This is a genomic window from Streptomyces bambusae, assembly GCF_020532645.1.
Lineage (GTDB): Bacteria > Actinomycetota > Actinomycetes > Streptomycetales > Streptomycetaceae > Streptomyces > Streptomyces bambusae.
Map to the genome: position 1 here is coordinate 45,704 of NZ_JAJAUZ010000042.1, position 26,546 is coordinate 72,249.

Genomic DNA, 26,546 nt, shown 5'->3' on the forward strand with positions numbered 1-26,546 from the left:
GGCGGCTGCGCAGCCCTGCCTCGGTCGGAAGCCGGCCGGGGCAGGGCTGTTTTCCGTGCGGGCTGCGGAGCCGGGCGGCTCAGCGGAAGAGCATCGAGGCGCCGCCGGCGTCCGTGGTGACCGAGCCGGGGCACAGGAAGCTGCCGGAGGTCTTGGTCGCGGTGAAGGCCCGGTTGACGTACTTGAGGGTGGTCCCGTCGCGGTTCCAGAGGATGTTCGTGGCCTTGTAGCGGCAGGAGATGAAGCTCTGCCGGCCGGTGATGTCGATGACGTCGGTACGGGCGGTCCCGGCGGCGTCGTCGAAGGTGAAGCCGGGGTTGTTGTTGAGCACGGCGGAAATGCCGCCGCTGCAGGCGAGGTTGCCGCCCGGGGTGTTGATCGTGGTGCGGTCGACGGTGAGCGCGGCCGGCGGATTGGCGCTGGTCTTCCCGTTGGTCCAGGTGCAGGTGCTGCCCGCGACCACGATCACGCCGTCGACGAGCTGGTCGGCGGCCGGACCGAGGGCGGTGGCCGTGGTGGTGCCGCCGAGGGCGGCGGCGAGGACCAGGGCCGACGCGCAGGAGAGTTTCGCGAGGTACCTCATCGTGCTCCTCCTTGCCACGTGCAGGTGGGGGTGAGCGGCGCGGCGGGGCACCGCGCCGACGGAGCCGGTGCGTGTGGGAAGGTCCCACAGCCGGCATGAAGTGTCAGGTCCCTGTCAAAAAAATGGCCGGATGGCACCGCGTGCCCGACCCCGGGCGGGGCGGGGTCACCCGGACCGGTGATCCCTGCGGCGGGGCCGGGCCGGGGGAGGGCGGGCTGCGCCAGGGTGGCCGCATGACATCCCGTTTCCGGTTCGCCCCGTTCCTGCTGCTCGCGCTCGGCGCGGCGGGCTGCGTCGTCGTGTCCACCACCCCTGCGCCCGACGTCCGCCCGCCAGGCCCGGTCCGGCCGGCGGCCCCCGCCCGCGCGGTCCTCGACCTGGGGCCGCCGGGGGTGCCGGCGGCGTCGGGGCCGCCGGGGTCCGTCGTACCGGCCGGGTCGTCGGAACCGGTGCCGCCGGGTGGCGGGTCCGGGGCGGGCGCCGCGCCCGGGGCGCCGGGCGAGCCGGGCCGCCGGGCCGCGGCGGTGCGCACGGCCAAGGCCAAGGCCCGGGCGGGGGCGGCGAAGACCCGGGCGAAGAACGAGGTCAGGCGCGGCGCCGCGGCCGGGACGAAGACGCGGACCCGCCCGAAGGCCGGGCCGGCGAAGCGCGGCAAGGCCGGGGTGCGCCGGCCCGTCCGGCACCGCCCCAAGGCGCAACCGCGCCCCCGTTCCGTCCCCCGCCCGAAGGCGCGCCCGCGCTCCCACCCGCGCCCCTCGTACGACATGCGCCACGTCTGCGCGGCCGCCCACGGCGTCGTGGATCCGGCGGTGGCGGCCCTCTGCCCGCGCGTCGGACGCTGACCCGCCCGGTGGCAGGAGGGGCGCGTTCCGGCCACGGGACCGGGTGCCGGCCGCGTGGGGGAGTGCCGGCCGGACGGCCGGCAGCGGCAGGCACCGCGCCCTCGTTCCGGGCGCGCTCCGTCGACGGGACGGCCGGAAACAGGACATGACGGTCGTTATCGGCCAACATGCCGCTCCGGGCGGCCTTTTGGAATCTTGCTCTCATCACGAGGCAACCCCGGGCGGCCCGTTGCCGTCTCCCGGGATCGAGAAGGCCCCCCGGCACGTCCGGGCGGTGCCCGACGAGACCGACGATGAGGAAGACCACCTTGATACGTGTCACACGCGTGGCGGCCGCCGCCACGGCGGTGCTCGCGCTGGCCGCGGCAGTGCCGGGGACGGCGTACGCGGCGCAGGCCCCCGGCTCCCCCGGTTCCCTGTCGGACCTCGCGGGCAGAGCCGGCGGACTCCCCGACGGCTGGCAGATCTCCGGCTCCGGCGCCGACCGCCGGCTGGTGTGGACCTCGCCCGAGCGGGTGCCGATGGGCGGTGCCCGGGTCGAGTTCCACGCAGGCGACCGGCTGCTCGGCCGTCCCGAGCCCGCCCCCGACGGCCGCTCGTTCCGGCTGCCGCTGGCCGGCCTGCGCATCGGCCAGGACGCGGACCTGCGCGTGGTGGCCGCCGGCCGCCGCCTCGACGGCCCGGCCGCCACCCCGAACTCGGCCGGCACGAGTGCCCGGGTGCGTCCGGAAGCACCCCTGCCGGCCAACCCGGTGGACCCCGGGAAACCCGGCACCTACCGCACCACCACCGGGTCGTACGACCTGAAGCCGGTGAAGCTGCCCGGCTACGAGGCGCCCGTGGAGATGCGCGCCACCGTCGTCGGCCCGACGAACGCCCCCGGCAAGCGCCCGGTGGCCCTCTTCCTGCACGGCCGGCACGCCACCTGCTACAAGCCCGGCGGCGGCGAGGTCACCGGCGACTGGCCCTGCAAGCCGGGCTTCCAGCCGATCCCGAGCGAGCGCGGCTACCTGGGTGCCCAGAAGCTGCTCGCCTCCCAGGGGTACGTGACCGTCTCCATCGCCGCGAACGGCATCAACGGCCAGGACTGGAAGGCCGAGGACGCCGGCGCCCAGGGCCGCTCCTCGCTGGTGCGCCGGCACCTCGGCAGCTGGGCCGGCTGGGCGGACGACCGGTCCGGCGCCCCCGCCGCGGTCCGCGCGACCGCACCCGCCGACCTGTCGCGGGTCATGCTCGTCGGCCACTCGCGCGGCGGCGAGGGCGTCAACCGCGCCGCGATGGACAGCCTCGACAAGCCGCCCGCCGCCCAGGACGGCTACCGGGGCCCGGTGCGCTGGAAGATCCGCGGCAACGTGCTGATCGGCCCCACCATCTTCGGCCAGAACCCGGTCGCCGACGTCCCGTCGATGACGATCCTCCCGGGCTGCGACGGCGACGTCTCCGACCTCCAGGGCCAGGTCTTCGCCGACGGCACCCGCGGGATCAGCCGGGGCAAGGCCCTGCACAGCTCGGTGTACATGGTCGGGGCGAACCACAACTTCTTCAACACCGAGTGGACTCCCGGCCAGGCCAAGGCCCCGGCCGAGGACGACTTCTGGCCCGGCGAGACCGCCGACCCGGTGTGCTCCCCCGGCAAGAAGACCCGGCTGACCGCCACCCAGCAGCAGACCGCCGGCGCCACCTACATCGCCGCCGCGGCCCGGCTGTTCGTCGCCGGCGACGACAACGTGCGCCCGCTCCTCGACGGCACCGGCCGCCGCGCCCCCTCCGCCGACCCGGCCCGGGTGCTGACCCACGCCGTCGGCGGCAACCGCACCCCGGCCTTCCTGCCCGACCCCGCCACCACCGTGACCGGCGGCGGCCGGGTCTGCGCCCAGATCGACCCGGACCCCAAGCGGTCCTGCCTGCCGCCGGACACCCGCGGCTTCTCCCCGCACTTCGCCGGCTGGGAGACCTCGCCCGAGCCCGGCCGTGACGCGGTCGCCCTGAAGTGGTCGCGCGCGGGCGCGCCGATCACCGTGACGCCCGCCCGGGCCGTCTCGCTGCACGGCGCCGAGTCCCTGGCCCTGCGGGCGTTCGTGCCGCCGGGCAGCACCGGCACCTCCTTCGACGTCGCCGTCGTCGACGCCGCCGGCAAGCGGGCCGTGCTCGGCCGCGCCGGTGTGGAGGGGCTGCCGGGCACCGACCGCACCGCCTCCTGGTGGGCGCGCGAGGTCCGCGTGCCGCTGGCCGCCGCCGTCCGCGCCGGAGTGGACCTGAAGAAGGTCAAGTCCCTGGAGCTGACCCCGCGCAGCGCCTCCGGGCAGGCCTGGCTGATCGACGCCTGGGGCTGGCGCCCCGGCACCCCGGCCGTCGAACCGGCCGCACTGACCCGGGTGGACATCGGCCGCCTGAGCGTGAAGGAAGGCGACTCGGGCGTCCGCACCTACCGGATCCCCGTGCAGGCCTCGGGCCACGGCAGCGGCCGGCTGCGGCTGTTCGTGCCCGACCCGGTCACCGGGCGCGCCACCTCGCGGATCGTCACCGTGCGCCCCGGCGGCAGCGAGATCGACGTGAAGGTCCCCGTCACCGGCAACACGCGCTACGGGCGCGAGGACACGCGCGACATCTTCGTCAAGGCGGTCGCCGGGGTCGTGGTCGGCTCCCACCGCGGCGGTGTGACCACCCTCAACGACGACCCGATGCCGAAGATCACCATCACCCCGGCCGCGAAGGCCACCGAGGGCAGGAAGCTGGTCTGGAAGGTCTCGCTGTCCGCGGTCGCCGACGCCGACATCTCGGGTGAGCTGGAGTTCAAGAAGGTCGTGAACGGCACCGAGCTGTCCACCGCCGACATCGACCCGCGCTGGCTCGAGCGCTGGTTCGGCCACGTTCCGAACCCGGCGCGGCCGCTGTCCGCGGCCGTCACCGAGGGCACCGTCTCCCTGCCCGTCAACATCCCGGCCGGCAAGCTCGGTGTCGAACTCGCCGTGCCCACGGTCAAGGACACCGTCCGCGAGTCCGACGAGCTCGTGAACGCACAGCTGATGATGTACAACGACCAGTGGGAGACGATCCCCGGTCCGAAGGTCACCGGCACCGTCCGCGACGCCTCGTAGCGGACCCGGCAGCCGATGCGGCGCCGTCGTCCGGCTTCGCCCCCTGCGGGCGGGCCGGCCGGCGGCGCCGTCGTGCATCCGGGGCCGCGGCCCACGCGGCCGGGCCTGCGGCACGGCGGGCGGGTGGTGCGGTACGAGGACGGAACGGCAGGGCGGCGCACCGGAGGTACGCGGATGGACCGGTCGGCGAAGGGCGGCGGGAGCCGCACGGACACCGGCGTGTGGGTGGCCGGCGTGGACGTCGGCGGTACCGGCGTGCGGATCGCGCTCGCCCGCCTCGGCCCGGACGGGCGGCCGCGGCCCGCGGCGCGCACCGACCTCGCCGTCGCCACCCGTACCGGGCCGGGCGGGGTCGACGCCGGCGCGCTGCTCGACGTGCTGCTGCCCGCGCTCGACGCGCTGCTCGCCGGCGGCGGCGACCGGCGCGGGCCCGGTGGCGTGCGGGCGCTGGCCCTCGGGGCGACCGGCATGGTCGCGCTCGGCCGGGACCTCGCGGCCCGGCTGCCCGGGCCGCTGGCCGCCCGGTCCGGAGCCTGCCGGCTGGTGCTCGCCTCCGACGCGGTCTGCGCGTACGCCGGGGCGCTGGGCGCCGGGCCGGGTGTCGTCGTCGCGGCCGGCACCGGACTGGTCGCGCTGGGCACCGGCCCGGCCGGCGGCTGGCGGCGCGCGGACGGCTGGGGCCACCTGCTGGGGGACTGCGGCGGCGGCGCCTGGATCGGCCGGGCCGCCCTGGACGCGGCCCTGCGGTGGCACGACGGCCGGGACGGCGGCTCGGCGGCCCTGCTCGCCCGCGCCGCCGGGCGGTACGGGCCGCCCGAGGGGTGGCCGGCCGTGTTCCAGGGGCCGGACCGGGCCGCCCTGCTGGCCGGGCTGGCGCCCGAGGTCGCCGCGGCGGCGGCCGCGGACCCGGCCGCGGCCGCCGTCCTGGACCGGGCCGCCGACGAGATCGCCGGGACCGCCGCCGCCGTCGCCGCAGGTGCGGCCGCTCGTCGGATCGCCCTCACCGGCCGCCTGTTCGAGCTGCCCGGACTGCGGGACGCGGTCGCCGCCCGGCTGACCCGCCGGCTCCCGGACGTCCTGCTGCCGGCCCCGGACGGCGACCCGCTGCTGGGCGCGCTGCGGCTGGCCGCCGCGGCCGCCCGCGGCAATCTGCCGTGGCCGGAGCAGCCGCCGCTGCTGCGGGTGCTCGCCTGCACCTGACCGGGTGCGGGCTCCCCGGAGGTGGCCGCGACCGGAAGTTGTCCACAGGTTCCGGGGAGCCGGAACGGGGTGTCCGGGGCGGCCGCTAGGCTGCTGGAATGACCCTCTCCGACGCCTCTCCCGAGGTCTCCGCTGCCCTGCAGGTGCTCCACCGCGTGTTCGGTTACGACGCGTTCCGCGGGGAGCAGCAGCAGATCATCGAGCAGGTCGTCAGCGGCGGCGATGCGCTGGTGCTGATGCCCACGGGCGGTGGCAAGTCGCTCTGCTACCAGATCCCGGCGCTGGTCAGAGAGGGCACCGGCGTGGTCGTCTCGCCGCTGATCGCGCTGATGCAGGACCAGGTGGACGCACTCACCGCGCTCGGAGTGCGGGCCGGGTTCCTCAACTCCACCCAGGACCCGGTGCAGCGCCGCAGCGTCGAGGAGGCGTTTCTCGCCGACGAGCTCGACCTGCTGTACCTGGCGCCCGAGCGGCTCCGTACGGAGGGCACCCAGCGGCTGCTCGACCGCGGCAAGGTCTCCCTGTTCGCGATCGACGAGGCGCACTGCGTCGCCCAGTGGGGCCACGACTTCCGGCCCGACTACCTGGCCCTGTCGCTGCTGCACGAGCGCTGGCCCAAGGTCCCGCGGATCGCGCTGACCGCGACGGCCACCGAGGCCACCCACGCGGAGATCGCCGCCCGGCTCGGCCTGGAGGACGCCCGGCACTTCGTCGCGAGCTTCGACCGGCCGAACATCCAGTACCGGATCGTGCCCAAGGACAACCCGGCGCGGCAGCTCCTCGACCTGATCCGGTCCGAGCACGACGGGGACGCCGGCGTCGTCTACTGCCTGTCCCGCTCGTCGGTCGAGAAGACCGCCGCGTTCCTCGTCGAGCAGGGCATCGACGCCGTGCCGTACCACGCGGGCATGGACGCCCGCACCCGCGCCGCCAACCAGGCGCGCTTCCTGCGCGAGGACGGGGTGGTGGTCGTCGCGACCATCGCCTTCGGCATGGGCATCGACAAGCCCGACGTGCGGTTCGTCGCCCACCTGGACCTGCCCAAGTCCGTCGAGGGCTACTACCAGGAGACCGGCCGGGCCGGCCGCGACGGCGAGCCCGCCACTGCCTGGCTGGCGTACGGCCTGCAGGACGTCGTGCAGCAGCGCAAGCTGATCGAAGGCTCCGAGGGCGACGACACCCACCGCCGCTCGCTGGCCGCGCACCTCGACGCCATGCTCGCGCTGTGCGAGACCGTCGAGTGCCGCCGGATGCGGCTGCTCGCCTACTTCGGGCAGTCCGCCGGGCCCTGCGGAAACTGCGACACCTGCCTGAGCCCCGCCGAGTCCTGGGACGGCACGGTCGCCGCGCAGAAGCTGCTGTCCACCGTGTGGCGGCTGGCCCGGGAGCGGCGCCAGAAGTTCGGCGCCGGCCAGATCATCGACATCCTCCAGGGCAAGAAGACCGCCAAGGTCATCCAGTTCGACCACGACGCGCTGTCCGTGTTCGGTGTCGGCGCGGACCTCGGCACCGCGGAATGGCGGGGCGTGGTGCGCCAGTTGCTCGCCCAGGGTCTGCTCGCCGTGGAGGGCGACTTCGGCACGCTGGTGCTCACCGACGGCAGTGGCGAGGTCCTCGGCGGCCGCCGCCAGGTCCCGATGCGCAGGGAGAAGGCCGCCGCCAAGCCGTCCCGCAAGGACTCCGGGACGCGCTCCGGGAAGGGCAGGGTGCCGGTGGACCTGCCGGCCGAGGTCGTGCCGGTCTTCGAGGCGCTGCGCGCCTGGCGGGCCGCGACGGCCCGCGAGCAGGGCGTGCCGGCGTACGTCGTCTTCCACGACGCGACCCTGCGGGAGATCGCGACGGCGCTGCCCGGCAGCGTCGAGGAGCTGTCCGGGATCGGCGGCGTCGGTGAGGCCAAGCTCGCCCGGTACGGCGAGGGCGTCCTCGGCGCCCTCGCCGAAGCCGCCGGGACCGCCGCCCCCGCCGCGGCGGCGGCCCCCGCACCGGTGACGGCCGCCGCCCCGGCGGCCCGCCCGGCGGCCGGCCGGGAGCCGGAGCCCCACGACGAGGAGCCGCCGTTCGGCCCGGAGGACGAGGACCCGGCCTGGGACGACTGGGAGTAACCCGAGGTTCATCGGAAAGGTGCAGGTCAGAGGGGGCGGCGTTCCGTTCGGCGGACACCACTTGATCGATCAAAGTATCGAGGGGTTACCATATGAGCGCCGCCTAGCTCGAAAGATAAAACCTGTGACTGTCAACGAGGACTCGTTCACTGACTGGAAGCTCCGCGAGGAGATCGCGGAGTCGATGATCCCGATCATCGGGAAGCTGCAGCGCGAGCGGGACGTCACCGTCCTGCTGCACAGCCGCTCCCTGGTGAACAAGTCGGTGGTCAGCATCCTGAAGACCCACCGGTTCGCCCGGCAGATCGACGGCGAGGAGCTGTCGGTCACCGAGACCATGCCGTTCCTGCAGGCCCTCACCGCCCTCGATCTCGGTCCGTCCCAGATCGACATCGGCATGCTCGCCGCGAACCACAAGGCCGACGACCGCGGTCTGTCGGTTGCGGACTTCACCGCCGAGGCCGTCGCCGGTGCCACCGGCGACAACAAGATCGAGCGCGGTGGATCGCGCGACGTCGTCCTGTACGGCTTCGGCCGCATCGGCCGCCTCGTCGCCCGCCTGCTCATCGAGAAGGCCGGCTCGGGCAACGGCCTGCGCCTGCGCGCCATCGTCGTGCGCGGCGGGGGCGAGGCCGACCTGGTCAAGCGCGCCTCGCTGCTGCGGCGCGACTCGATCCACGGCCAGTTCAACGGCACCATCACCGTGGACGAGGCGAACAGCACGATCGTCGCCAACGGCAACGCGATCAAGGTCATCTACGCCAACGACCCCTCCGAGGTCGACTACACGGCGTACGGCATCAACGACGCCATCCTCATCGACAACACGGGCAAGTGGCGCGACCGCGAGGGCCTGTCCAAGCACCTGCGCCCCGGCATCGACAAGGTCGTCCTGACGGCTCCGGGCAAGGGCGACGTCCCGAACATCGTCCACGGCGTCAACCACGACATGATCAAGCCGGACGAGCGGGTGCTGTCCTGCGCGTCCTGCACCACGAACGCGATCGTCCCGCCGCTGAAGGCCATGGACGACGAGTTCGGCGTCCTGCGCGGTCACGTGGAGACCGTCCATTCGTTCACGAACGACCAGAACCTGCTGGACAACTACCACAAGGCCGACCGCCGCGGCCGTTCCGCGCCGCTCAACATGGTCATCACCGAGACCGGTGCCGCCTCCGCCGTCGCCAAGGCGCTGCCGGAGCTCAAGGCCCCGATCACCGGCAGCTCGATCCGCGTCCCCGTCCCGGACGTCTCGATCGCCATCCTGAGCCTGCGCCTGGGCCGCGAGACCACCCGCGACGAGGTTCTCGACTACCTCCGCGACGTCTCGCTGCACTCGCCGCTGAAGCGCCAGATCGACTTCACCACGGCCCCCGACGCCGTCTCGATGGACTTCGTGGGCTCGCGCCACGCGTCGATCGTCGACGCCGGCGCGACCAAGGTCGACGGCGACAACGCGATCCTCTACCTCTGGTACGACAACGAGTTCGGCTACTCGTGCCAGGTCATCCGGGTCGTCCAGCACGTCTCCGGCGTGGAGTACCCGACCTTCCCGGCCCCCACGGCCTGAAGCCCGGCCCCACACCCGGCCTGAAGCACTGACAGCAGGCGGGCGGCAGTTCACCACTGCCGCCCGCCTGCTGCGCTGTACGGACCGGCCGAGCCGAGGAGCAGCCGCACGACCAGGGGCCCCTGCCCTCGCGCGGGGTGCCTGCGTTCAGCTCGGGTGCCCGGAGGCGATGCCGGCCGCGGACCGGACCGCCGGCGAATCCATCGCCTTCGCCAGCCGCCGGAGGAAGGCCAGTTCGGCCGCGAGGTCCCCGGGCGCGGCCGTCACCGGCGTGTCGGCCGGCCGGTCGGGCGGCCGGCCCTCCCGCTGCGCCTCGATCGCGCCGAGCAGCTGGGCCGCCTCGACGAAGGCGGCACGGCCCTCGCCGGTCAGCCCGGCCCGCCGGGCGTCCTCGAGCGCCCGTCCGGTGACCTCGGCGTCCATCCAGGTCCGCAGCTCCCACTGGGCGTCTCTGATCTCGATCAGCATGCGGTACAGCCGCGTCGACAGGTCCGCCTCCCGGCCGAGGTCCAGCACCGGCTCGGGTACGGCGGTGGTGAGCGTCACGTGCAGGGGTGCGAGGTCCCGGTACGCGGCACGGGCCCGCAGCCGGGCGGCGGCCGTCGACACGTGCGGGCCGAGATCGGGCAGGACCCAGCCCGCGGTCTGCACGAGTACGGCCAGCCCGACGCTGAGCTGGGCGACCGGCTCCCAGGCGTGGCCGCTGCCGCCGTACCGGACGGCGATCACGTCCGCCGTCCGGCAGGCCGTGTACGCGAGGGCCAGCGGCAGGGTGAACGCCACCAGCCGCAGCCCGCGCCGCAGCCAGGCCGAGGGGGCGATCCTCGCGTACCGCCACCCCATGGCGCCGACCTGTACCTGGTTGGCGGTGAACGCCGCCAGGTACACCGTCAGGTAGGCGGGCGAGGTGCGGGCGCTGTCCAGCGAGAAGGTCTCCGGCGCCTCGCCCATGCCGGGGCCGGTCATGAACAGCACGGCCATGGCGGCCACCACCAGCCCGAGCGTGGCCACCCTCGGTCCGGCCTTGCGGCGTGCCGTCTCCGCCGGGTACCTCAGGTGCAGCAGTACCACCTGCTGGCAGACCGTCATGCCGATGACGCAGATCTGTGCGAGGAGCCCGGCGAAGTTCACCACGCCCGCGGCGCTGCTGACGGCGACGTACAGCGAGGGGGTGGAGACGGCGAACACGATGCCCAGCAGCAGGAAGTTGGCCACCAGGGCGAGTTGCGGGGCGGACGGGTCCGTCCGCAGCACCCGGGCACGGTAGGCCATCGCCAGCAGGGACACGGCGGCGCACAGGGGATAGAGCACGGCGGTCACGGGGTGTGCCGCCCCGGGGCCTCGAGCAGGGCGGCCAGCCGGTCCGCCACGTCCTTCGCCTCGGGGGGCACCTCCCGGGCGAGTCGGCCGGAGGACCAGTCGCCGAGGTGCCGCCCGATGAGCGAGGCGATCGTCTCGGCCTCGATCTCGGCCGCGGACGAGCTGTGCTCCCGCCCCAGCACGCGCAGCACGACGTCCGGGTCGAGGCTGGGCAGGAGGGCGCGCGAGTCCAGGGCGGTCATCACGGGGGAGGCGGGGTGGTCGCACAGGACGTGGCCGATTTCGTGGAGCACGACCTGGCGCCGGTGGACCGGAACGAGCCGCTCCTCGACGAATATGTGATCGCGTGCCGCGGTGGCCACCCACAGGCCGTGGGGTCCGCCCGTCGGCAGCGAGAGCGGCAGTACGTCGATCGGTCTGCCCCTCAACCGGGCTATGTGGGAGCAGAGTTCGTCGATGCCGAGGTGCTTTCCGCGGGGCAGTCGAAGGCTGTCGAGCCGTTCCCGGTACCGCTCGGCGTGGAGGTCCGCGGCAGGAGGGGCGGGTCGGGCGCGCCGGCGCACGGGGATCACGCGCCGGCGAGGGCGCGCGGAGTGCCGGTGTGCATCGTGACCCTCCTCGTGATGGCTGCACCTGTCATCTGAGCACGGCGGCACGAGGGGGAACCAGCAGGAATTCGGCCACTAACCGATTTGTCAAGCCATTGGGTGAGGGTATTTCAAACTGGCCGACCGCTTTCCTCGTCCGGCGTCTCCTCCGGGCCGTATTCGTCGCCGAATCCGGCGGCCACCGGGTGCGGCGGCAGGCCCTCCAGCTCGCGCACCCGCTCGATGACCTCGCTGATGGACTTGAGGCTCTTGGGCGACAGGCCGGCGGTACGCAGGGCGACCCGCTGGACCTGGGCCTCCCGCAGGGCCGCCAGCAGCTCCAGCTCCGCGTTGACCGTCTCGGTGACGTGGTCGTCGAAGAAGTAGGCCGGCGGTACCCCGAAGAAGCGGGCGAGGCCCTCCAGGTGGCGGAGCGTGGGGTTGTCGCGCTGCCCCTTGCGGAGCAGCCAGATGTAGCTGCCCGAGATCGGGACGCCGGCGGCCGTGATGGCGCGGGCGACCTCTTCCGTCGTATACGGCCCGCGGCCGGCCGGGACTGTGGTGCTGAACAGGCGGTTCAGCTTGAAAGCCAGGCCATTGGGGGGACCGCTGTCCGGGTCGTCGGTCATCAAGCGTGGGCCTCCGTCGTCGTCCGGATATCGTAGCGTTCCACTGGTGTTGATACCGGGGTTCGGCGGATCCAACATGAGTTGACTCGAATATGCGGCCGCGGTTAGCCTCGCCGGGTCGGATCCGGTGGTAGCGCGCCTCGCGAAGTCCCGCACCGGAAGGCCAGTTGACACATGGGCCGGGTGGCGCCGACCGCCCCCGGAGCCCGTATTCCGTCTCTCGATCCCGATCACCGGGCGGGCAGGCCGGAAACCGGTGCGCAGCGTTGCGGACCGCACCCGCCGCCCCGCCCTCCCTGCCACGACGGCAGCGCAGGTCCGCCACTCCGGCAGGTGGCGAAAGCCGGACCTGCGAGCCTGCTGCCGCCGCGTACGAAGTGCGAAACACCCAAGAGTCCAGGGGGAAACCATGGGTAGCGTGCCGACGCATTCGATCACCGTCGAGTCCGGGGGAGGTGGCCGGCGCGGGACCCCACCGACCGCCGTGCCCGAACGCGCGGCTCACTTAGAGGTCCTGCTGGACCTGTTCCGCGACGCCCTCGGCGGTGCCAGCCGGGTGGGCGTCCTCTCGGGGCCGGTCGGCAGCGGCAAGACCGAACTCCTCAGCGCGCTCTCGGGCCACGCCGCCGAAGCCGGCGCGCGCGTCCTGACCGCCACCGCCTCCCGCCTGGAGCAGGCCGTTCCGTTCGCTCTGCTGGCCCAGCTCTTCCACGCTTCCGGCATGGCCCCCACCTTCACCGGTCCCATCGCCGCCTGGGTCGCCGAGGCCCAGGCCGCCACGGCCACAGGCGCCCGCCCCGGTGACGACGGCGGTGATGTCGCCCCTGCCGCCTTCCACGGCATGTGCATGGCCCTGCTGGACCTGGTCGGACACCTCGACGGTCCGCTCCTCATCGGCGTGGACGACGCCCAGTTCGCCGACCTCGCCTCGCTGCGCTGCCTGTCGTTCGTCGTACGGCGGCTGCGTTCGGCCCCCCTGCTGGTGCTGCTGAACGAGTCCCTGCACACCCGCTGGCCCGCCACCCTCTCCCAGGCCGAGCTGCCCGCCCAGCCGGTGTCCCGCCACCTCAGGCTCCCGCTGCTCTCCCCGCTCGGGGTCGAGAGCATGATGACCGAGCAGCTGGGCCCCCGCGTGGCGTCGGCGCTGGCCGCCGAGGCCTACGACGTCAGCGGCGGCAACCCCCTGCTCGTCCGGGGCCTCATCGAGGACAACCGCTACACCGTGCCGCCGCGCACACCCGTCTTCCGCGTCGGCGCCGCCTTCAGCAAGGCGCTGATCGGCTGCGTCTACCGCTACGAGCCGGAGGTCCGGCACGTCGCCCGACGGCTCGCCCTGCTCGACGAGGCACCACCGCTGCACGTCCTCGCCAAGCTCGCCGGACTCGATGCGGACAACACCGCCCAGACCGTCAACCTGTTACGGGAGACCGGCCTGCTCTCCAACGGTCTGCTGCGCCACCCGCAGGCCGCCGCCGCCCTCCTCGGCGGAATGACGACCGGAGAGCGGTTCGCCCTCCACACCCACACCGCCAACGAACTGTTCAAGAACGGTTCCTCGGCCCTCACCGTGGCCCGCCACCTGCTGGCCGCGGACCGCCTCGACAGCCAGTGCGCGATCCCCGTGCTGCACGAAGCGGCCGAGCAGGCCCTGGTCGACGGCGAGAGCCAGTTCGCCCTGGACTGCCTGCGGCTCGCCCACGAGCACGACGACGACGACCGGCGCCGGGCGGCCGGCGTCGCCATGCTCGTACGGGCGGCCTGGCGCAGCAGTCCGTACGCGGCCTACCGGCGGGTCCCCTCCCTCACCGAGAGCGGGATGGCCGGCATGCTCTCCGGCCCGCGCGTCTCGGCGGCCGTCGACGCCCACCTCTGGTTCGGGCATCCGGACGAAGCCCACGCCCTCATCGAACGCGGCGCCCGGGAACCGGCGGCCGACGACGCCCTCGCCGCCTCCCACCTCGCGGCCTCCCGGCTCTGGCTGCACGCTCTCTACCCGGCGTGGAACTCCGACGCCGGCAGCACCGACGCGGCCGACCCCTGGGCCCTGGGCGTGTCGCCCGAACTCGGCGCCAAGCGACGGGCGGCCGCCATGCTCAGCGCCAACACCACGACCGGACCGGACACCGCTCTGGTCGCCGAGGCCCAGGAGATCCTGCGGAACCACCCGCTGGCAGACGACACCCTGCCCGCCCTGACCGTGGCGTTGCACACGCTCGTCCACGCCGAACGCACGGCCGAGGCCGGGGAGTGGGCCGAAAGGCTCGTCGGCGAGGCCCGGCGGCACTCCGCACCGCTGTGGGAGGCGCTCTTCCGCAGCGTACGGGCCGAGGTGCTGCTGCGCCGCGGCCGCCCGCACGCCGCCGAACAGGAGGTCACGGAGGCGCTCGGCCTGCTGCCGGCCCGGAACTGGGGCATCTTCCTCGCCCTCCCCCTCGCCACCGTCCTGCAGGCCAACGCCCTCACCGGCAACGAGTCGCCCGTCGTCGAGGAGGCACAGGCCGCGCTGCCCGCCGCCGCCTTCGGCACCCCCCTCGGCATGCGGGTGCTCCGCGCCCGCGGACTCAAGGCCCTGGCGAACGGGCAGGCCGCGGCCGCGCTCGACGACTTCCTCGCCATGGGCGGGATCGCGGCCCGCTGCGGCACCGACAGCCCCGCCGTGGCGCCCTGGCGGACCGGCGCGGCGATGGCCTGCGTACGTCTCGGCGACCCCGACCGGGCGCGGAGCCTCGTCGAGGAGGAGTTGCGGATGGCCGGTGCCTGGTCCGGCCGCGAGACGGCGGCGGCCCTGCGGGTGCTCGCCGCGTGCAGCAGCGGCGGGGACATGCTCCGGCTGCTGGGCCGGGCCGCGGAGCAGTTGGAGGCCTGTGACGCCCCCGTCGAACTCGCCTTCGTCCTCCACGACCTGGGCTGGGCCCTCCAGGAGCACGGCCAGTACAGCAAGGGCAGACTGATGCTGCGCCGGGCCCGGCTGATGGCCGAGGAGGCCGGAGTCCGGCTCACCGCCCGCAGCGGTGCCCCGGCCGGTCAGGGCACCGACGATGCGGCTGCCGCCGACGAGCCGGCCGCGGGCGGCACCGAGGGCCGGCTGCGGTCCCTCAGCGATGCCGAACTCCGCGTCATGCACCTGGCGGTGGAGAGCCACAGCAACCGGCAGATCGCCAGCCAGTTGTTCGTCACGGTCAGCACGGTCGAGCAGCACCTCACACGGATCTACCGCAAGCTCGGCGTCAAGCGGCGCACCGACCTGGTCGAAGTCGTCCACGGTGCCGGTCTGCGGGCCGAGGCCCTGCGCACGCCCACGGCCTGCTGAGCAGCGGCCGGCCACGGGCGGTCCGGCGGGCGGGGGATGTCAGCCCCGGCCCGCCGGACCGCCCGCCGCGCGTTCACGGGCCGGGTTGACCACCGCCACCGCCGTCGCCACCAACCCGCCGTCCGCACACCACATGCCGCTCAGGTGCTGGAGCCGTACGCCCGACACCTCCGGGGCGGGCACGAGCAGCCTGGCCCGGAACCTGCCACCGCGCGGATCGATCTCCACCCGGGCGTCACCGAACTCCAGGATCCGCCGGGCCAGCGGATACCAGGCCTTGTACGCGCTCTCCTTGGCGCTGAACAGCACCCGGTCCCATGCCGTCCCCGGGTGCCGGGCGGCGAGGTCGGCCAGCATCCGGCGTTCCTCGGGCAGCGTCACGGTCTCCCGCACCCCGGGTTCCAGGGCCTCGTGCGGCTCCGCGTCGATCCCCAGGCCCAGCACCTCGCTGCGCCGCGCCACCGCCGCGGCCCGGAACCCCGCGGTGTGCGTCATGCTGCCCACCACACCCTGCGGCCACTGCGGGTCGCCGCCGGCACCCGCCAGCAGCGGCCAGTCCGCCGGGCCGCCCAGCCTGCCCAGGGCCTGGCGGGCGCAGTGCCGCACGGTCGTGTACTCGCGCCGGCGCGGTTCCACCGAGTGCGCCACGGCCGCCCGTTCGGGGGGCAGCAGCCGGGCCTCGGGCGGGTCCCCGTACGCCTCGGCGGTGGCGGCGGCCGCGGGCAGCAGCATTTCGATCACGGTACGGACTCCTCGTCAGGGACGGCGGGTCCCGCGCGGCCCGCCCGGTGGTTCAGGAGCACGGGCCGGGGCCGGGCGGGCGGTCCGGGCCGGGAGCGCCACTCCCGCGGGTAGCCGAGCGACACCTCCTGGAAGGGCACCCCGTCGACGGCGAGGGTGCGCGGGATGTGCAGATGGCCGTGGACCACCGCCGCGGCGTTGAACCGGGTGTGCCAGTCGGCCGTCCGCTCCGTGCCGCACCACAGGGCGAACTCCGGATGCCTCAGAACCCGGGTGGGTTCGCGCACCAGGGGGTGGTGGTTCACCAGGACCGTCGGCGCGCCGTCCAGGGCGGCGAGCCGCGCCTCGCTGTAGGCGACCCGGGCCTGGCACCAGGCCCCCCGGCCCGGGTACGGATCGGGATGCAGCAGGAACTCGTCCGTGCACACGACCCCGGCCGCCTCCGCCCGGGCCAGGGCGTCCGCGGCGCTCACCGCCCCCGGCGGGCGGAAGGAGTAGTCGTAGAGGACGAACAGCGGAGCGACCACCACCCGGCGGCCGTCCGCCTGCCACACCGGGTACGGGTCCTCCGGCGTGTGGACGCCCAGACCCCGGCAGAGGTCGACCAGTTCCCGGTAGCGGGCCTCGCCGCGGGAGCGCACCGGATCCTCGGGGTGCGTCCACAGCTCGTGGTTGCCGGGTACCCAGACCACGGTGCGGAACCGGTCCCTCAGCAGCGCGAGCGCCCAGGCCACCTCTGCGTACGTCTCGCTGACGTCGCCGGCCACCAGCAGCCAGTCCCCCTCGGAGCCGGGCCGGATGCCTTCGACCAGCCGCCGGTTCTCGGCGTGCCCGATGTGCAGGTCCCCGATGGCCAGCAGCGCGCCGCCGGTCACGGCGCGGAGCCGGCCGGGGACCCGGTCACGGCGTCGATCGCGGCGGCGACCGCACCGACCTGCCGGTCCAGGTAGAAGTGACCGCCCGGGAACACCCGCAGGTCGCTGCCCCGGGTGGTGTGCGCGTCCCAGGCGGCGGCCTCCGCCACGGGGGTCACCGGGTCCCGGTCGCCCACCAGCACGGACACCGGGCAGGTGACCCGGGCTCCGGGCGCGGCCCGGTAGGTCTCCACGGCCCGGTAGTCGGCCCGTATCACCGGCAGTACCAGGTCGCGCAGTTCCGGGTCGTCGAAGACGGACCGCTCCGTGCCGCCCAGCCGGACCATCTCGTCGACCAGTCCGGCGTCGTCGCGGAGGTGCACGGTCTCCTCGCGGACGACGGACGGGGCCCGGCGTGCCGACACGAACAGTCGGGCGGGGCCCGCGGGGGCCAGCTGCTCGAAGCGCCGGGCCACCTCGAAGGCGACGACCGCGCCGAGGCTGTGGCCGAAGAACACGAACGGGGGCTCCAGTTCGCGGCGCAGTGCCGCGAAGGCGGCGTCCGCGAGTTCCGGCACCCCGGCCGGAAACGGTTCGCTGCGCCGGTCCTGCCGCCCCGGGTACTGGACGGCGACGGTGTCGATGCGGGCCGGCAGGGCCAGGGCGAGCGGGCGGAACCAGCCCGCGGAACCGCCGGCGTGCGGGAAGCAGACCAGCCGTACGGTGGGCCGGGGGCCGGCAGGGGTCAGCCGGCGGAGCCAGGACTCGCCGGTGGCAGTGCGCTGGGACATGAGTTCACCAAGTCGGGAGGGACGGGCGGGCGGTGTCGGGCGGCCGGAGCGCTGCTCCGAGGGGGCCTGCACGGCGGGCGGGCCGGTGACGAAGGCCCCGGGCCCGGACCGTGGAACGCGGTGGCCGGGGACCCGGGGCGGGGGGTTCATGACCGGTGCCGGGGGTTACACCGGCCATGAACCGTTCGGGGGGTCCGGTCAGATGTTGACCCGGACCTCGTCGGGCAGCCCCTCGGCCGCCGGGGCGGGCGCCGGAGCAGCGGCCTTGAGGGTGAAGGCGAGCAGACCGCCGATGACCGAGGCGGCACCGCCGATCCACATCGCGGTGCGCAGGCCGTCCGCGACGTCCGCCACGGCCGGGGCCGCGCCCGCGTCGCCGGAGAGGCTCGCGGTGGCGATGGCGACCAGGACGGCGAGGCCGGCCGCGCCGCCGATCTGCTGGGAGGTGCTGGCCAGGGCCGAGGCGATGCCGGCCTCCTGAGGGGCGACACCCGAGGCGGCGCAGGCGAACATCGCCGGGAAGGTGACACCGCCGCCGATGCCCCAGACCACGAGGCCGGGCAGCAGGGCCCAGAAGGAGGCCTCGGTCGACATCGCGACGGCGAGCACGATCATGCCGATGCCGTTGACCGCCATGCCGAAGAACAGGGTGCCCTTCGCGCCCCACTTGCCGAGCAGCGCACCGGCCAGCTTGAGCGAGGCGGCCATCGAGATGATCGTCAGCGGGACGAAGGCCAGACCGGCCTGGAGTGCGTCGTAACCGAGCACGCCCTGGACGTAGTTGGTGAAGATGTAGTAAGCGCCGCCGAGCGCGCTCTGGAACACCAGGATGATCAGGATGGCGGTGACCAGGCTGCGGTTGCCGAACAGGTGCATCGGGACGAGCGGGCTGCGGGTCTTGTTCTCGACGACGGCGAAGACCGCGAGGATCACCACGCCGGCGACGATGGAACCGGCACCGCGCAGCGAGCCCCAGCCGGCCTCCGGGCCGCTGACCAGTCCGAGGACGAGCAGCGAGGAACCGACGGTGGCGAGGACGGCGCCGACGGCGTCGAAGCCGCCCTGGTCGCCTGCGGCGGGGGCGTCGGCCGACAGGATGCCGGGGGAGAGCACCGCGGCGAGCAGCGCCATCGGCACCAGGATGAACAGCACCCACTCCCAGCCCCACGCGTCGGTGAGGACACCGCCGAGCAGCGCGCCGGCCGCGAGGCCGCCACTGCCGCAGGCACCCCAGACCGCGAGGGCCTTGTTGCGCGGAGCGCCCTCCTCGAAGCGCGTGTAGATCAGGTTGAGGGTGGCGGGCGTCAGCAGCGCGCCGCCGAAGCCCTGGATGGCGCGGGCGGCGATCAGCAGCTCCGGGTTCTCGGCGAAGCCGCCGAGGAGGCAGGAGAGACCGAAGATCACGAGACCTGCGATGAAGAGGCGGCGGCCGCCGAGCCGGTCGACCAGGCGGCCGCCGAAGAGCAGGAACCCGCCGAACGCCACGGCGTAGGCGCTGACGACCCACTGCAGGGACTGAGCGGTGAAGCCGAGTGCGCTGCCGATCTCAGGAAGCGCGACGAACACGATGTTGTAGTCGACGGCAACGATGAACTGGGCGAACGCCAGCAGAGCGAGCATCAGCCCGGTCCGGCGCTGGGTTCCGGAGGCGGTATCAACCACGACTTGGCTTCCTTCTGGATTGTGAGCGGAGGTGTGCGAACCCGGCGGAGCACGCCGGGACCGGCGTGAGCGGAGGTGAATGAGTGAACGATGCGAGATTACTACACACCGTTCAGAGTTGGCACGGGGTACTGTGCCTGAACTCTGTTAGGCTGTCAAACATGGGAGATGCGACGCAGAGCCGACGGGCCCGCCTGAGGGCCGAAGCGACGTCAGAAATCAAGGCGATCGCGCTGAGGCACATGGCGGCCGGTGGTCCGGCCTCCATTTCTCTGCGGGCGATCGCCCGTGAGATGGGCATGACAGCGGGGGCCATCTACAGCTACTTCGGCAGCCGCGACGACCTCATCACCGCACTGACCGCCGACGTCTACGACTCGCTCGCAGACGTCCTGGAGGCCTCGCACCGCACGGCGCCCGACGACGCCCCGCACGAACGGGTCCTCGCCCACGCCCGGGCGTACCGGACGTGGGCGATCGCCCACCCCGACGAGTTCCGGCTGATCTACGGCGACCCGGTGCCGGGCTACGAAGCACCCGAGGACGGCCCGGCCCAGGAAGCCGAACACCGGCTGTGCGCCGCTCTGCTGGGCCTGGTGGCCGCCGCCTGGCCGCAGGCCGCCGCCGCCCGCGAGCAGGGCGGGTATGAGTGGACCGACTTCCAGCCCGGGCTGGTCGCGATGGCCCGCAGCACCTTCCCGGACCTGCCGCCGGCAGCCGTCGCGTTGTGCCTGCGCGTGTGGAGCCGGATGCACGGCCTGCTCGCCCTGGAGGTCTACGGCCACCTGCGCCACCAGGTCCACGACCCCGAGAAGCTGTACGAGGCCGACATGCTCGACCTCATCCGGTCGCTGGGCCTCGTCGCCTGACCGGCCCGACGGGCCCGGCCGTGTCCGCCGACACCGCCGGGCCCGTCGGCCCGCCCGCCCGGGATCAGCCGAAGAAGCCGAAGACCCGGGCGAGCCGGCCGTCTTCGACGACCACCGTGTCGAAGCCGGTCGCCACCGGCGCCTGCGCACCGGCCGGACCGAGCTCCCACGTGAACAGGAACACGTTGTGGTGCGAGCCGACCAGCCGGCCCAGCGTGAACACCATCCCCCCGAACTTCTGCCGCTCGGACGAGACGTAGGCGGCGACCTCCGCCGGTCCGTGCGCCTCGACGTTGGGGTCCGCGTACACGCCCTCCGGCGTGAACAGCTCGGCGGCCAGCGCCCGGCGGCGCTCGTCGTCGGATCCGTTCCACAGCGTCAGATAGCGCTCGGCGAGCGCCAGGACCTCTGCGCTCACTTGACCGCCCCCAGCGTCACGGGGAGCTCCGCGAGGGAACGGATGGCAAGCGCGCCGTTGGTGCGCGGGGTCTCGGTCACCAGCTGCACGTCGTACGCCGTCAGGGCGTTCAGACCCACCTGCGTCAGCAGGCGCGCGATCGGCGCCGCGACGCAGAAGTGGATGCCGTGTCCGAACACCAGGTTGCGGCTCGGGGTCCGCGTCAGGTCCAGCGTGGCCGCGTTCGGGTAGTAGCCCTCGTCGCGGTTGGCGGCGCCGAGCAGCAGGAACACCTCGTCGCCCGCCGCCACCGGCACGCCCGCGATGTCCGCGGTCTCCAGCACGGTGCGGTTGGCCAGCTGCACCGCCGAGTCGTAACGCATCAGCTCCTCGACGGAGTTGGACACCTTGTCCGGGTTGGCCCGGAACCACGCCAGCTGGTCGGGGTGGCGCAGCAGCGCCAGCGTGCACAGGCCCATCATGGCCTGCGGCGCACTGAAGCCGGCCAGGAAGATGTTCGCGGCCGTGGTCAGCAGCTCCGTCTCGCTGAGCCGCTCACCGTCCTGCTCGACCGCGACGAGCTCGCTCATCAGGTCGTCCACGGGCTGCTTGCGCCGCGCCTCGATCAGCTCGACCGAGATCTCGACGAAGCCCTCACGGGCCTCCATGCGGGTCGCCATCTCGGCCGGGCTCAGGGTGTACTCCGGGTCCAGGCCCCGCCCCGCGTCGTTCGCGAACCCGATGCAGCGCTCCAGGTACTTCTCGGGCACGCCGACCAGGACGTTCAGCACGTACGCACCCAGCGGACGGTAGTACTGGGACGCCAGGTCGATCTCGCCCGCGCCGTGCTCGGCGCGCAGCTTCGCCAGCAGGTCGGCCGCGAACTTCTCCGCCTGCGGGCGCACCCGCTCCACCGTGCGCGGCGTGAACACCTTGTTGACCAGCGACCGGATCCGGGTGTGGTCCGGCGGATCCATGAACATGAAGGCGCGCTTCAGGCCCTCGCCGGTGGGGATCATCGTGTCCGAGACACCGGCGCCGTCACCCCGGCCGAAGCGCGGGTCGCGCATCAGGTCGGAGATCTCCTTGTAGCCGAGGACGGCCACGCCGGCGGCCGTCCGTATCACCTGCCCCTGCTCGGCCCGCAGCTTCTCGTACACCGCGTACGGGTCGGAGTGGAACACGGGGTCGAAGGGGTCGTAGGGGAGTACCTCCGGCGCCTCGGACGGCGGGAGGACATCGGTCTGTGCCATGTCGGCTGTCCTGTCTGCGAAAAGGGATGTGAAAGGGAACGCGGAAGAGGGAAAGCGCGGGGTGGCCACCGGGTGCCGGTCAGCCGGCCGACGGCCGGAGCGCGACCGGCATGCCGAGGATCACGGTGTGCTTGTTGTTGGGCGCATACGCCACCGGCCCGGTCGGCCGGATCTCGGCGACCCGGTCCAGCAGCGCCTCCAGGACCAGCCGGATCTCCAGCCGGCCGACCTCGTCACCCATGCAGAAGTGGGTGCCGGTGCCGAACGACAGGTGCGGGTTGGGGTCCCGCCGGACGTCGAACACGTCGGCCTCGGGGAACACGTCCTCGTCCCGGTTGGCCGCCGGCCACCAGAAGGTCACCTTGTCGCCGGCTCGGATCCGGGCGCCGCGCAGCTCCACGTCCCGAGTGGCGGTGCGCCGGTTGTACGGGTTCGGCGGGTTCCAGCGGAGCGCCTCCTCCAGGGCGGTGGGCAGCAGGGAGCGGTCCTCGCGCAGGGCCTTCCACTGCTCGGGATGGTCGGCGAACGCCTGCACGGCGGCGGCGATCACGTTGCGCGGCTGCTCGAAGCCGGTGATGAGGAGGAGCGTGAGGTTGGCCTCGCGCTCGTAGGGCGACAGGCCCTCCGATCCGGCGGACGTGTCGACCTCCCCGTTGGCGAGCACCGCCCCGAGGTCGTCACCCGGCTGTCCCTGCTTGGCCGCCAGCAGGTCCTTGAAGTACCCCTGCATGGCGTGGAAGGTCTTCGTGGAGAACTCGTCCACCACGCCGGTGCGGCGGTTGACGAAGCCGAGGACGCCACGGCCCCACTCGGCCAGCCGGTCCCAGTCGGCGCGCGGCACGCCCAGCATCAGCGCGATGGCGCGCAGCGCGAACGGTTCGGACACCTCGGTCATGAAGTCGACCTCACCGCCGTGCGCGAGCGCCGCGTCGATCAGCTCGGCCGCGACACCGCGCAGTTCGTCCGCGAGGGCGGCCGCCACCCGGCCGGTCACCGACGGCGTGAGCAGCCGCTTGATCAGCTCGTGCCGCGGGTTGTCCATCATCGCGAACAGCACACCCGCGTGCACGCCGAAGGGCAGGTCCTCCAGATGGGAGCCGCCGCCCGCCCGGCCGCCGCCGCCCTGAGCCGAGAACGCCGTGTCGGCGCCGGCCGCCACGATGTCGGCGTGCCGGGTGAGGACCCAGAAGCCCTCGCCGTCGGCGGTGGTGCCCGGCGGGTGGAAGAAGACGGGGGCCTCGCGGCGGAGCCGGGCGAACACGTCGTAGGGCACACCTGCCGCGTACCGCGACTGGTCGGTCAGGTCGAAACCGCCCAGGAATTCAGGCAGTTCGGTCATGGTTCCTCGCATTCTCGGGGCGATTTCGAAACGTTTCGGCAGTCACGGACGGGTCAGGGCGTCTGCTGCCGGGCCGGCCAGCGCATGGCGGCCGGCCTTCGCGTAGTCGGGCACTGTGAAGGCGTGCAGTTCGCGCCAGTGCACGGAGACCCGGTGCCAGGCCTCCGTGCAGTGCACGTCGGCGAGGTCCTGTCCTGCCCCGTGGCCTTCCGCCTGCGGCTCGGACGCCGCCCGGGCGAGCACGGCGGTGACGGTGACGAGTTCCGTGGCGATCCGGCCGATCGCCACGGCCAGGAACTGACGGCCGTAGAGGTGGTCCCGCTCCGGGTGCCCCGCCGTCAGCTCGGCGCAGGTCCGGGTCAGTTCGCACAGGGTGCGGCCCAGGTGCTTCTGGTGCTCCTGGTTGGTCCGCGACAGCCGCGGGTCCGGTTCGGGCGTCAGCTCGTCGGACGGCACCCGGGCCCGGGCGCGGCCGTCGTAGTGGCGCTCCAGGAGCAGTCGGCCCGCCTGTTCGTCGAGGCGGAAGTCGATGTTCCCGGCGATCCGCAGGCCCCGGGCATCCCGGAAGGCCCGCTCCAGAGGGGCGGCCGGACCGCCCCGCCGCGCCTTGCTGTCCGCGGTCTCGAACCCCTCGGCGGCGAGCAGGGACATCGTGCGGTCCACGGCCCGCCATGCCGTGGTGGTGAGGACGTTCTTGGCGGTGAAGCGCTCGAAGAGGCGGTCGGCCGGACCGTCGCCGGCGAGGCTCCACCGGGCCACGCTGTCCATGGCGTACACGTCCGCCGCGGTACGGGCCACCAGCCGCTGGACCGAGTCGTACGAGCCGAGTCCCGAGCCGTCCACGGTGCGCCGGGCGAGGAACTCGCGAGACCACACCAGGCAGTTGCGGGCGATCGCCAGGGCCGGGCCGCCGGTGAAGTACACCCGGCCGGTCAGCGCCAGCAGCCCGACGAGGGGCGGCAGGCCCGGGCCGGAGTCGTCGAGGAGCACCCGCTCCCGCGGCACCCGGACGCCGTCGAACACGAGCTCCCCGTTCGGCAGGCCCCGGCTGCCGAGGTACTCGAGGGCGGCGGCCACCCGGAAGCCGGCCGCGTCCCGGGTGTCGACGAAGAACGCCCCGACACGCCGGCGGCCGCCCACGGTGACCGTGGCGGAGACGCCGAGCAGGTCGGCCACCGTACCGTGGCCGGTGAACAGCTTCCGGCCGTACAGCAGATAGGCCGTGCCGTCGTCGGTGGGGGTGGCCGTCATCTCCGGGAAGGTGTTGTTCTGGCCCGCCGCATCGGTGTCGCCGAAGCCGGAGACCATTCCTTCGGCGATGCGGCGGCGGACGAATTCGCGCAGCTCGCCCTCGGGCATCGCCGGCAGCATCGCCCCGGCTCCGACACCGGCCTGGATGCCCAGCACCTGGCCCGCGGGCACCGACCACGCGGCCGCCGCCGCGATGACGCGGAAGGCGTTGTACGCCGACAGCCCCAGCCCGCCGAGTCCGGGCTCGGCCCGCAGCCGCAGGTAGCCGCGGTCCTGGAGGGCGGTCAGGAATCCGTCGGGGAGGCTGCGGGTCCGGTCGACCTCCTCCGGGTCGAGCGCGGAGCGGAGGAACGCGGTGACCTCGCCGACGACGCGGTCACCGGTCCGGCGCTCCTCGGGGTCCATGACGGGGAATTCGCCGAGTTCGGCCCACAGCAGCCGGCCCGCATCGAAACTCGTCAGGAATTCTGATGCGGAACTGCGGCTGTCGCCTGGATTTCCGGAATTCATGATGGAAGGGGTTCCTTTTGCCTCTGACGTGCGGCGCCCGTGAATCCGGGTGGCAACTGCACGCTAGTGACGAAGGGCCCCTACCGGGTACCCCAGACAATCAATGCGGGAAACCCCTACAGGGATCCCTCGCCCATGGCGCGCACCGCGGCGAGACCCTCGTCCCACGGCAGCAGGCCGGCCGCGCAGGTCCGCAGGACGCGCAGCGCGGGCGGCCGGAGCCCGATGCCCACGGCCCCCAGAACCCGCTCCGCGTCGCCGTAGAGTGCGACCACGGAGGGCGCCCTGTCCCCGCTCCCGGGGACGGCGCGGACGAGTTCGGTGCGGGTGCTTCCGGTCGTGACCCCGTACCCCTGGATGCGCCAGCCGAACTGGTCGGACCAGAAGTAGGGCACGGGTTCGTACGTCTGCCGTCCGGGGCCGGAGGCGGTCAGCGAGGCCATGAGGTTGCGGGCCACCACCATGCCCTGCTCGGACGCGTTCATCCGGTGCTCGACGCGCAGCGGGCGTTCGTAGCGCGGGTGCCACCAGCGGGCCACGTCACCGGCCGCGTACACCGACGGCGCGGCGACGCAGTAGCTGTCGCAGCCCACTCCGTCGTCGAGGTCGAGCCCGCTGCCCGCCAGCCAGTCGGTGGCGGGCAGCGCACCGGCGGCGACCACCACGATGTCGGCGGGGATCACCGACCCGTCGGCCAGCCGGACGGCGGTCACCTGCCCGTGGGCGCCCAGCAGCCCGGTGACGGCCTGCCCGGCCCGCACCCGGACGCCGTGGCGCCGGTGTTCGTCGGCGAGCAGTCGACCGACCTCCGGCCCGAGTACGGGCGCCAGCAGTTGCCCGTCCAGGGTCACGACGGTGGTGCGTAGTCCCAGGGAGCGGGCGGCGGCAGCCACTTCGGTCCCGAGGACACCGCCTCCGACCACCACCACGTCCCCGCCGGTGACCAGGTCCTTGCGGAGGGCAGCCGCATCGTCGGTGGTCCGCAGCACGTGGACGCCCGACAGCCGGTCCGCGCCGGGCAGTCTGCGCGGCACGACGCCGGTGGCAATGACGACCGCGGCGCAGTCGAGCACCTCCCCGGACGCCAGAGTCAGCCGGCGGCGGGCCACGTCCAGGGCGGCGGCCCGCACGCCGAGGCGCAGGTCGAGACCGGGCCGGTCCGCGAGCAGGGCCGCGTCCCGGATCGTCGTCGCCCCCGGTGCCTGGACGCCGGTGAGGACCTGCTTGGACAGGGGCGGGCGCTCGTACGGGAGGTGTGGTTCGTCGCCGATCAGGACCACCGGGCCGTCGTACCCGAGGCGGTGCAGCGACTCGACGACGGCCGTGCCGGCGGCGGAGGCACCGACGACCGCGACGGGCGCGGGGTTGGTGCGCAGGATCATCCGTCCACCTGGATCGCCATGCCGGGGCAGACGGCGGCGGCTTCCCGTACCGCGTCTGCCCGGTCGGCGGGCGGCTCGGGAAGGAGCACGACGACGGTGCCGTCGTCGGCCTGGTCGAACACGTCGGGTGCGATCAGCACGCACTGGCCTGCGGCGCAGCACTGGGCGGGATGTGTGGAAACGCGCATGGCTCGGCTCCTTGGGTCGGAAAGGGGAATTGCGGCAGCGGGCCGGACGTCGGTCCGGGGTTCAGCTT

The 26,546-nt window shown here is 73.8% G+C and carries 21 protein-coding genes; 7 read left to right on the forward strand and 14 right to left on the reverse strand.

Annotated features, from left to right (window positions below):
• Positions 1-79 precede the first annotated feature (79 nt).
• On the reverse strand, positions 80-583 hold the full coding sequence (locus LG634_RS25895; RefSeq protein ID WP_226736840.1) for a hypothetical protein: 504 nt from the start codon (positions 581-583) through the stop codon (positions 80-82).
• Between the two features lie 233 nt (positions 584-816).
• Between LG634_RS25895 and LG634_RS25900 the strand changes: the two genes are divergently transcribed.
• The 5 genes from LG634_RS25900 (at position 817) to LG634_RS25920 (ending at position 9,395) form a co-directional block, all read left to right on the forward strand.
• Complete coding sequence (locus tag LG634_RS25900) at positions 817-1,425, forward strand: hypothetical protein (RefSeq protein WP_226736842.1); 609 nt, start codon at positions 817-819, stop codon at positions 1,423-1,425.
• A gap of 308 nt (positions 1,426-1,733) precedes the next feature.
• Positions 1,734-4,523, forward strand: a complete 2,790-nt coding sequence (locus tag LG634_RS25905) for an alpha/beta hydrolase (protein WP_372482494.1) — start codon at positions 1,734-1,736, stop codon at positions 4,521-4,523.
• 174 nt (positions 4,524-4,697) lie between these two features.
• Complete coding sequence (locus LG634_RS25910; protein WP_226736846.1) at positions 4,698-5,723, forward strand: BadF/BadG/BcrA/BcrD ATPase family protein; 1,026 nt, start codon at positions 4,698-4,700, stop codon at positions 5,721-5,723.
• A 98-nt stretch (positions 5,724-5,821) separates the two neighbouring features.
• Positions 5,822-7,825 (forward strand): DNA helicase RecQ, encoded by a 2,004-nt coding sequence (gene recQ, locus LG634_RS25915; protein ID WP_226736848.1) that lies wholly within the window; start codon positions 5,822-5,824, stop codon positions 7,823-7,825.
• A gap of 124 nt (positions 7,826-7,949) precedes the next feature.
• Positions 7,950-9,395 (forward strand): glyceraldehyde-3-phosphate dehydrogenase, encoded by a 1,446-nt coding sequence (locus LG634_RS25920; protein WP_226736850.1) that lies wholly within the window; start codon positions 7,950-7,952, stop codon positions 9,393-9,395.
• A 147-nt stretch (positions 9,396-9,542) separates the two neighbouring features.
• On the opposite strand, the gene LG634_RS25925 is transcribed toward LG634_RS25920, so the two are convergent.
• The 3 genes from LG634_RS25925 to LG634_RS25935 all read right to left on the reverse strand — a co-directional run bounded on the left by LG634_RS25925 (position 9,543) and on the right by LG634_RS25935 (position 11,931).
• Positions 9,543-10,715 (reverse strand): MAB_1171c family putative transporter, encoded by a 1,173-nt coding sequence (locus LG634_RS25925; RefSeq protein WP_226736852.1) that lies wholly within the window; start codon positions 10,713-10,715, stop codon positions 9,543-9,545.
• On the reverse strand, positions 10,712-11,143 hold the full coding sequence (locus LG634_RS25930) for a M78 family metallopeptidase domain-containing protein (RefSeq protein ID WP_226736854.1): 432 nt from the start codon (positions 11,141-11,143) through the stop codon (positions 10,712-10,714). Before LG634_RS25930 ends, LG634_RS25925 begins: the two co-directional genes overlap by 4 nt.
• A gap of 290 nt (positions 11,144-11,433) precedes the next feature.
• Positions 11,434-11,931, reverse strand: a complete 498-nt coding sequence (locus LG634_RS25935; protein WP_226736855.1) for a helix-turn-helix domain-containing protein — start codon at positions 11,929-11,931, stop codon at positions 11,434-11,436.
• Positions 11,932-12,349: 418 nt separating this feature from the next.
• Between LG634_RS25935 and LG634_RS25940 the strand changes: the two genes are divergently transcribed.
• Positions 12,350-15,241, forward strand: a complete 2,892-nt coding sequence (locus LG634_RS25940; protein WP_226736857.1) for an AAA family ATPase — start codon at positions 12,350-12,352, stop codon at positions 15,239-15,241.
• Between the two features lie 39 nt (positions 15,242-15,280).
• Here LG634_RS25940 and LG634_RS25945 read toward each other — a convergent pair whose 3' ends face one another.
• The 4 genes from LG634_RS25945 to LG634_RS25960 form a co-directional block, all read right to left on the reverse strand.
• Positions 15,281-15,973 carry a 4'-phosphopantetheinyl transferase family protein gene (locus LG634_RS25945; protein ID WP_226736888.1) on the reverse strand — a complete coding sequence of 231 codons (693 nt, stop codon included), beginning with the start codon at positions 15,971-15,973 and terminating at the stop codon, positions 15,281-15,283.
• Positions 15,974-15,978: 5 nt separating this feature from the next.
• Positions 15,979-16,857 (reverse strand): metallophosphoesterase family protein, encoded by an 879-nt coding sequence (locus LG634_RS25950; protein ID WP_226736859.1) that lies wholly within the window; start codon positions 16,855-16,857, stop codon positions 15,979-15,981.
• A complete protein-coding gene (locus tag LG634_RS25955) occupies positions 16,854-17,627 on the reverse strand; it encodes a thioesterase II family protein (RefSeq protein WP_226736861.1) in 774 nt (257 codons plus the stop codon). The genes LG634_RS25950 and LG634_RS25955 overlap by 4 nt, the downstream gene beginning before the upstream one ends.
• 198 nt (positions 17,628-17,825) lie before the next feature.
• The gene (locus tag LG634_RS25960; RefSeq protein WP_226736863.1) at positions 17,826-19,289 is read right to left on the reverse strand and encodes an MFS transporter; all 1,464 of its coding nucleotides are present in this window, start codon (positions 19,287-19,289) and stop codon (positions 17,826-17,828) included.
• A gap of 161 nt (positions 19,290-19,450) precedes the next feature.
• Here LG634_RS25960 and LG634_RS25965 point away from each other — a divergent pair, with 161 nt between their 5' ends.
• Positions 19,451-20,158 (forward strand): TetR/AcrR family transcriptional regulator, encoded by a 708-nt coding sequence (locus tag LG634_RS25965; protein WP_226736865.1) that lies wholly within the window; start codon positions 19,451-19,453, stop codon positions 20,156-20,158.
• 64 nt (positions 20,159-20,222) lie between these two features.
• On the opposite strand, the gene LG634_RS25970 is transcribed toward LG634_RS25965, so the two are convergent.
• From LG634_RS25970 to LG634_RS25995, 6 genes are all read right to left on the reverse strand, one after another.
• Positions 20,223-20,576 carry a nuclear transport factor 2 family protein gene (locus LG634_RS25970; RefSeq protein WP_226736867.1) on the reverse strand — a complete coding sequence of 118 codons (354 nt, stop codon included), beginning with the start codon at positions 20,574-20,576 and terminating at the stop codon, positions 20,223-20,225.
• The gene (locus LG634_RS25975; protein WP_226736868.1) at positions 20,573-21,808 is read right to left on the reverse strand and encodes a cytochrome P450; all 1,236 of its coding nucleotides are present in this window, start codon (positions 21,806-21,808) and stop codon (positions 20,573-20,575) included. Before LG634_RS25975 ends, LG634_RS25970 begins: the two co-directional genes overlap by 4 nt.
• A 79-nt stretch (positions 21,809-21,887) precedes the next feature.
• Positions 21,888-23,147: a cytochrome P450 gene (locus tag LG634_RS25980; protein WP_226736870.1), complete on the reverse strand. Its 1,260-nt coding sequence runs from the start codon at positions 23,145-23,147 to the stop codon at positions 21,888-21,890.
• Positions 23,148-23,189: 42 nt separating this feature from the next.
• The gene (locus LG634_RS25985) at positions 23,190-24,908 is read right to left on the reverse strand and encodes an acyl-CoA dehydrogenase family protein (RefSeq protein WP_226736872.1); all 1,719 of its coding nucleotides are present in this window, start codon (positions 24,906-24,908) and stop codon (positions 23,190-23,192) included.
• Positions 24,909-25,024: 116 nt separating this feature from the next.
• Positions 25,025-26,290: an NAD(P)/FAD-dependent oxidoreductase gene (locus tag LG634_RS25990; RefSeq protein ID WP_226736874.1), complete on the reverse strand. Its 1,266-nt coding sequence runs from the start codon at positions 26,288-26,290 to the stop codon at positions 25,025-25,027.
• Positions 26,287-26,478, reverse strand: a complete 192-nt coding sequence (locus LG634_RS25995) for a ferredoxin (RefSeq protein ID WP_226736876.1) — start codon at positions 26,476-26,478, stop codon at positions 26,287-26,289. Before LG634_RS25995 ends, LG634_RS25990 begins: the two co-directional genes overlap by 4 nt.
• Positions 26,479-26,546: the final 68 nt, after the last annotated feature.

Excerpts from the sequence above, each read along its gene's own strand:
- LG634_RS25995 (WP_226736876.1), bottom strand. The coding sequence starts at position 26,478 with ATGCGCGTTTCCACACATCCCGCCCAGTGCTGCGCCGCAGGCCAGTGC.
- LG634_RS25990 (WP_226736874.1), bottom strand. The coding sequence starts at position 26,290 with ATGATCCTGCGCACCAACCCCGCGCCCGTCGCGGTCGTCGGTGCCTCC.
- LG634_RS25955 (WP_226736861.1), bottom strand. The coding sequence starts at position 17,627 with ATGTCCCAGCGCACTGCCACCGGCGAGTCCTGGCTCCGCCGGCTGACC.
- recQ (WP_226736848.1), top strand. The coding sequence starts at position 5,822 with ATGACCCTCTCCGACGCCTCTCCCGAGGTCTCCGCTGCCCTGCAGGTG.
- LG634_RS25935 (WP_226736855.1), bottom strand. The coding sequence starts at position 11,931 with ATGACCGACGACCCGGACAGCGGTCCCCCCAATGGCCTGGCTTTCAAG.
- LG634_RS25945 (WP_226736888.1), bottom strand. The coding sequence starts at position 15,973 with ATGCTGCTGCCCGCGGCCGCCGCCACCGCCGAGGCGTACGGGGACCCG.
- LG634_RS25985 (WP_226736872.1), bottom strand. The coding sequence starts at position 24,908 with ATGAATTCCGGAAATCCAGGCGACAGCCGCAGTTCCGCATCAGAATTC.
- LG634_RS25895 (WP_226736840.1), bottom strand. The coding sequence starts at position 583 with ATGAGGTACCTCGCGAAACTCTCCTGCGCGTCGGCCCTGGTCCTCGCC.
- LG634_RS25980 (WP_226736870.1), bottom strand. The coding sequence starts at position 23,147 with ATGACCGAACTGCCTGAATTCCTGGGCGGTTTCGACCTGACCGACCAG.
- LG634_RS25975 (WP_226736868.1), bottom strand. The coding sequence starts at position 21,808 with ATGGCACAGACCGATGTCCTCCCGCCGTCCGAGGCGCCGGAGGTACTC.
- LG634_RS25965 (WP_226736865.1), top strand. The coding sequence starts at position 19,451 with ATGGGAGATGCGACGCAGAGCCGACGGGCCCGCCTGAGGGCCGAAGCG.
- LG634_RS25910 (WP_226736846.1), top strand. The coding sequence starts at position 4,698 with ATGGACCGGTCGGCGAAGGGCGGCGGGAGCCGCACGGACACCGGCGTG.
- LG634_RS25900 (WP_226736842.1), top strand. The coding sequence starts at position 817 with ATGACATCCCGTTTCCGGTTCGCCCCGTTCCTGCTGCTCGCGCTCGGC.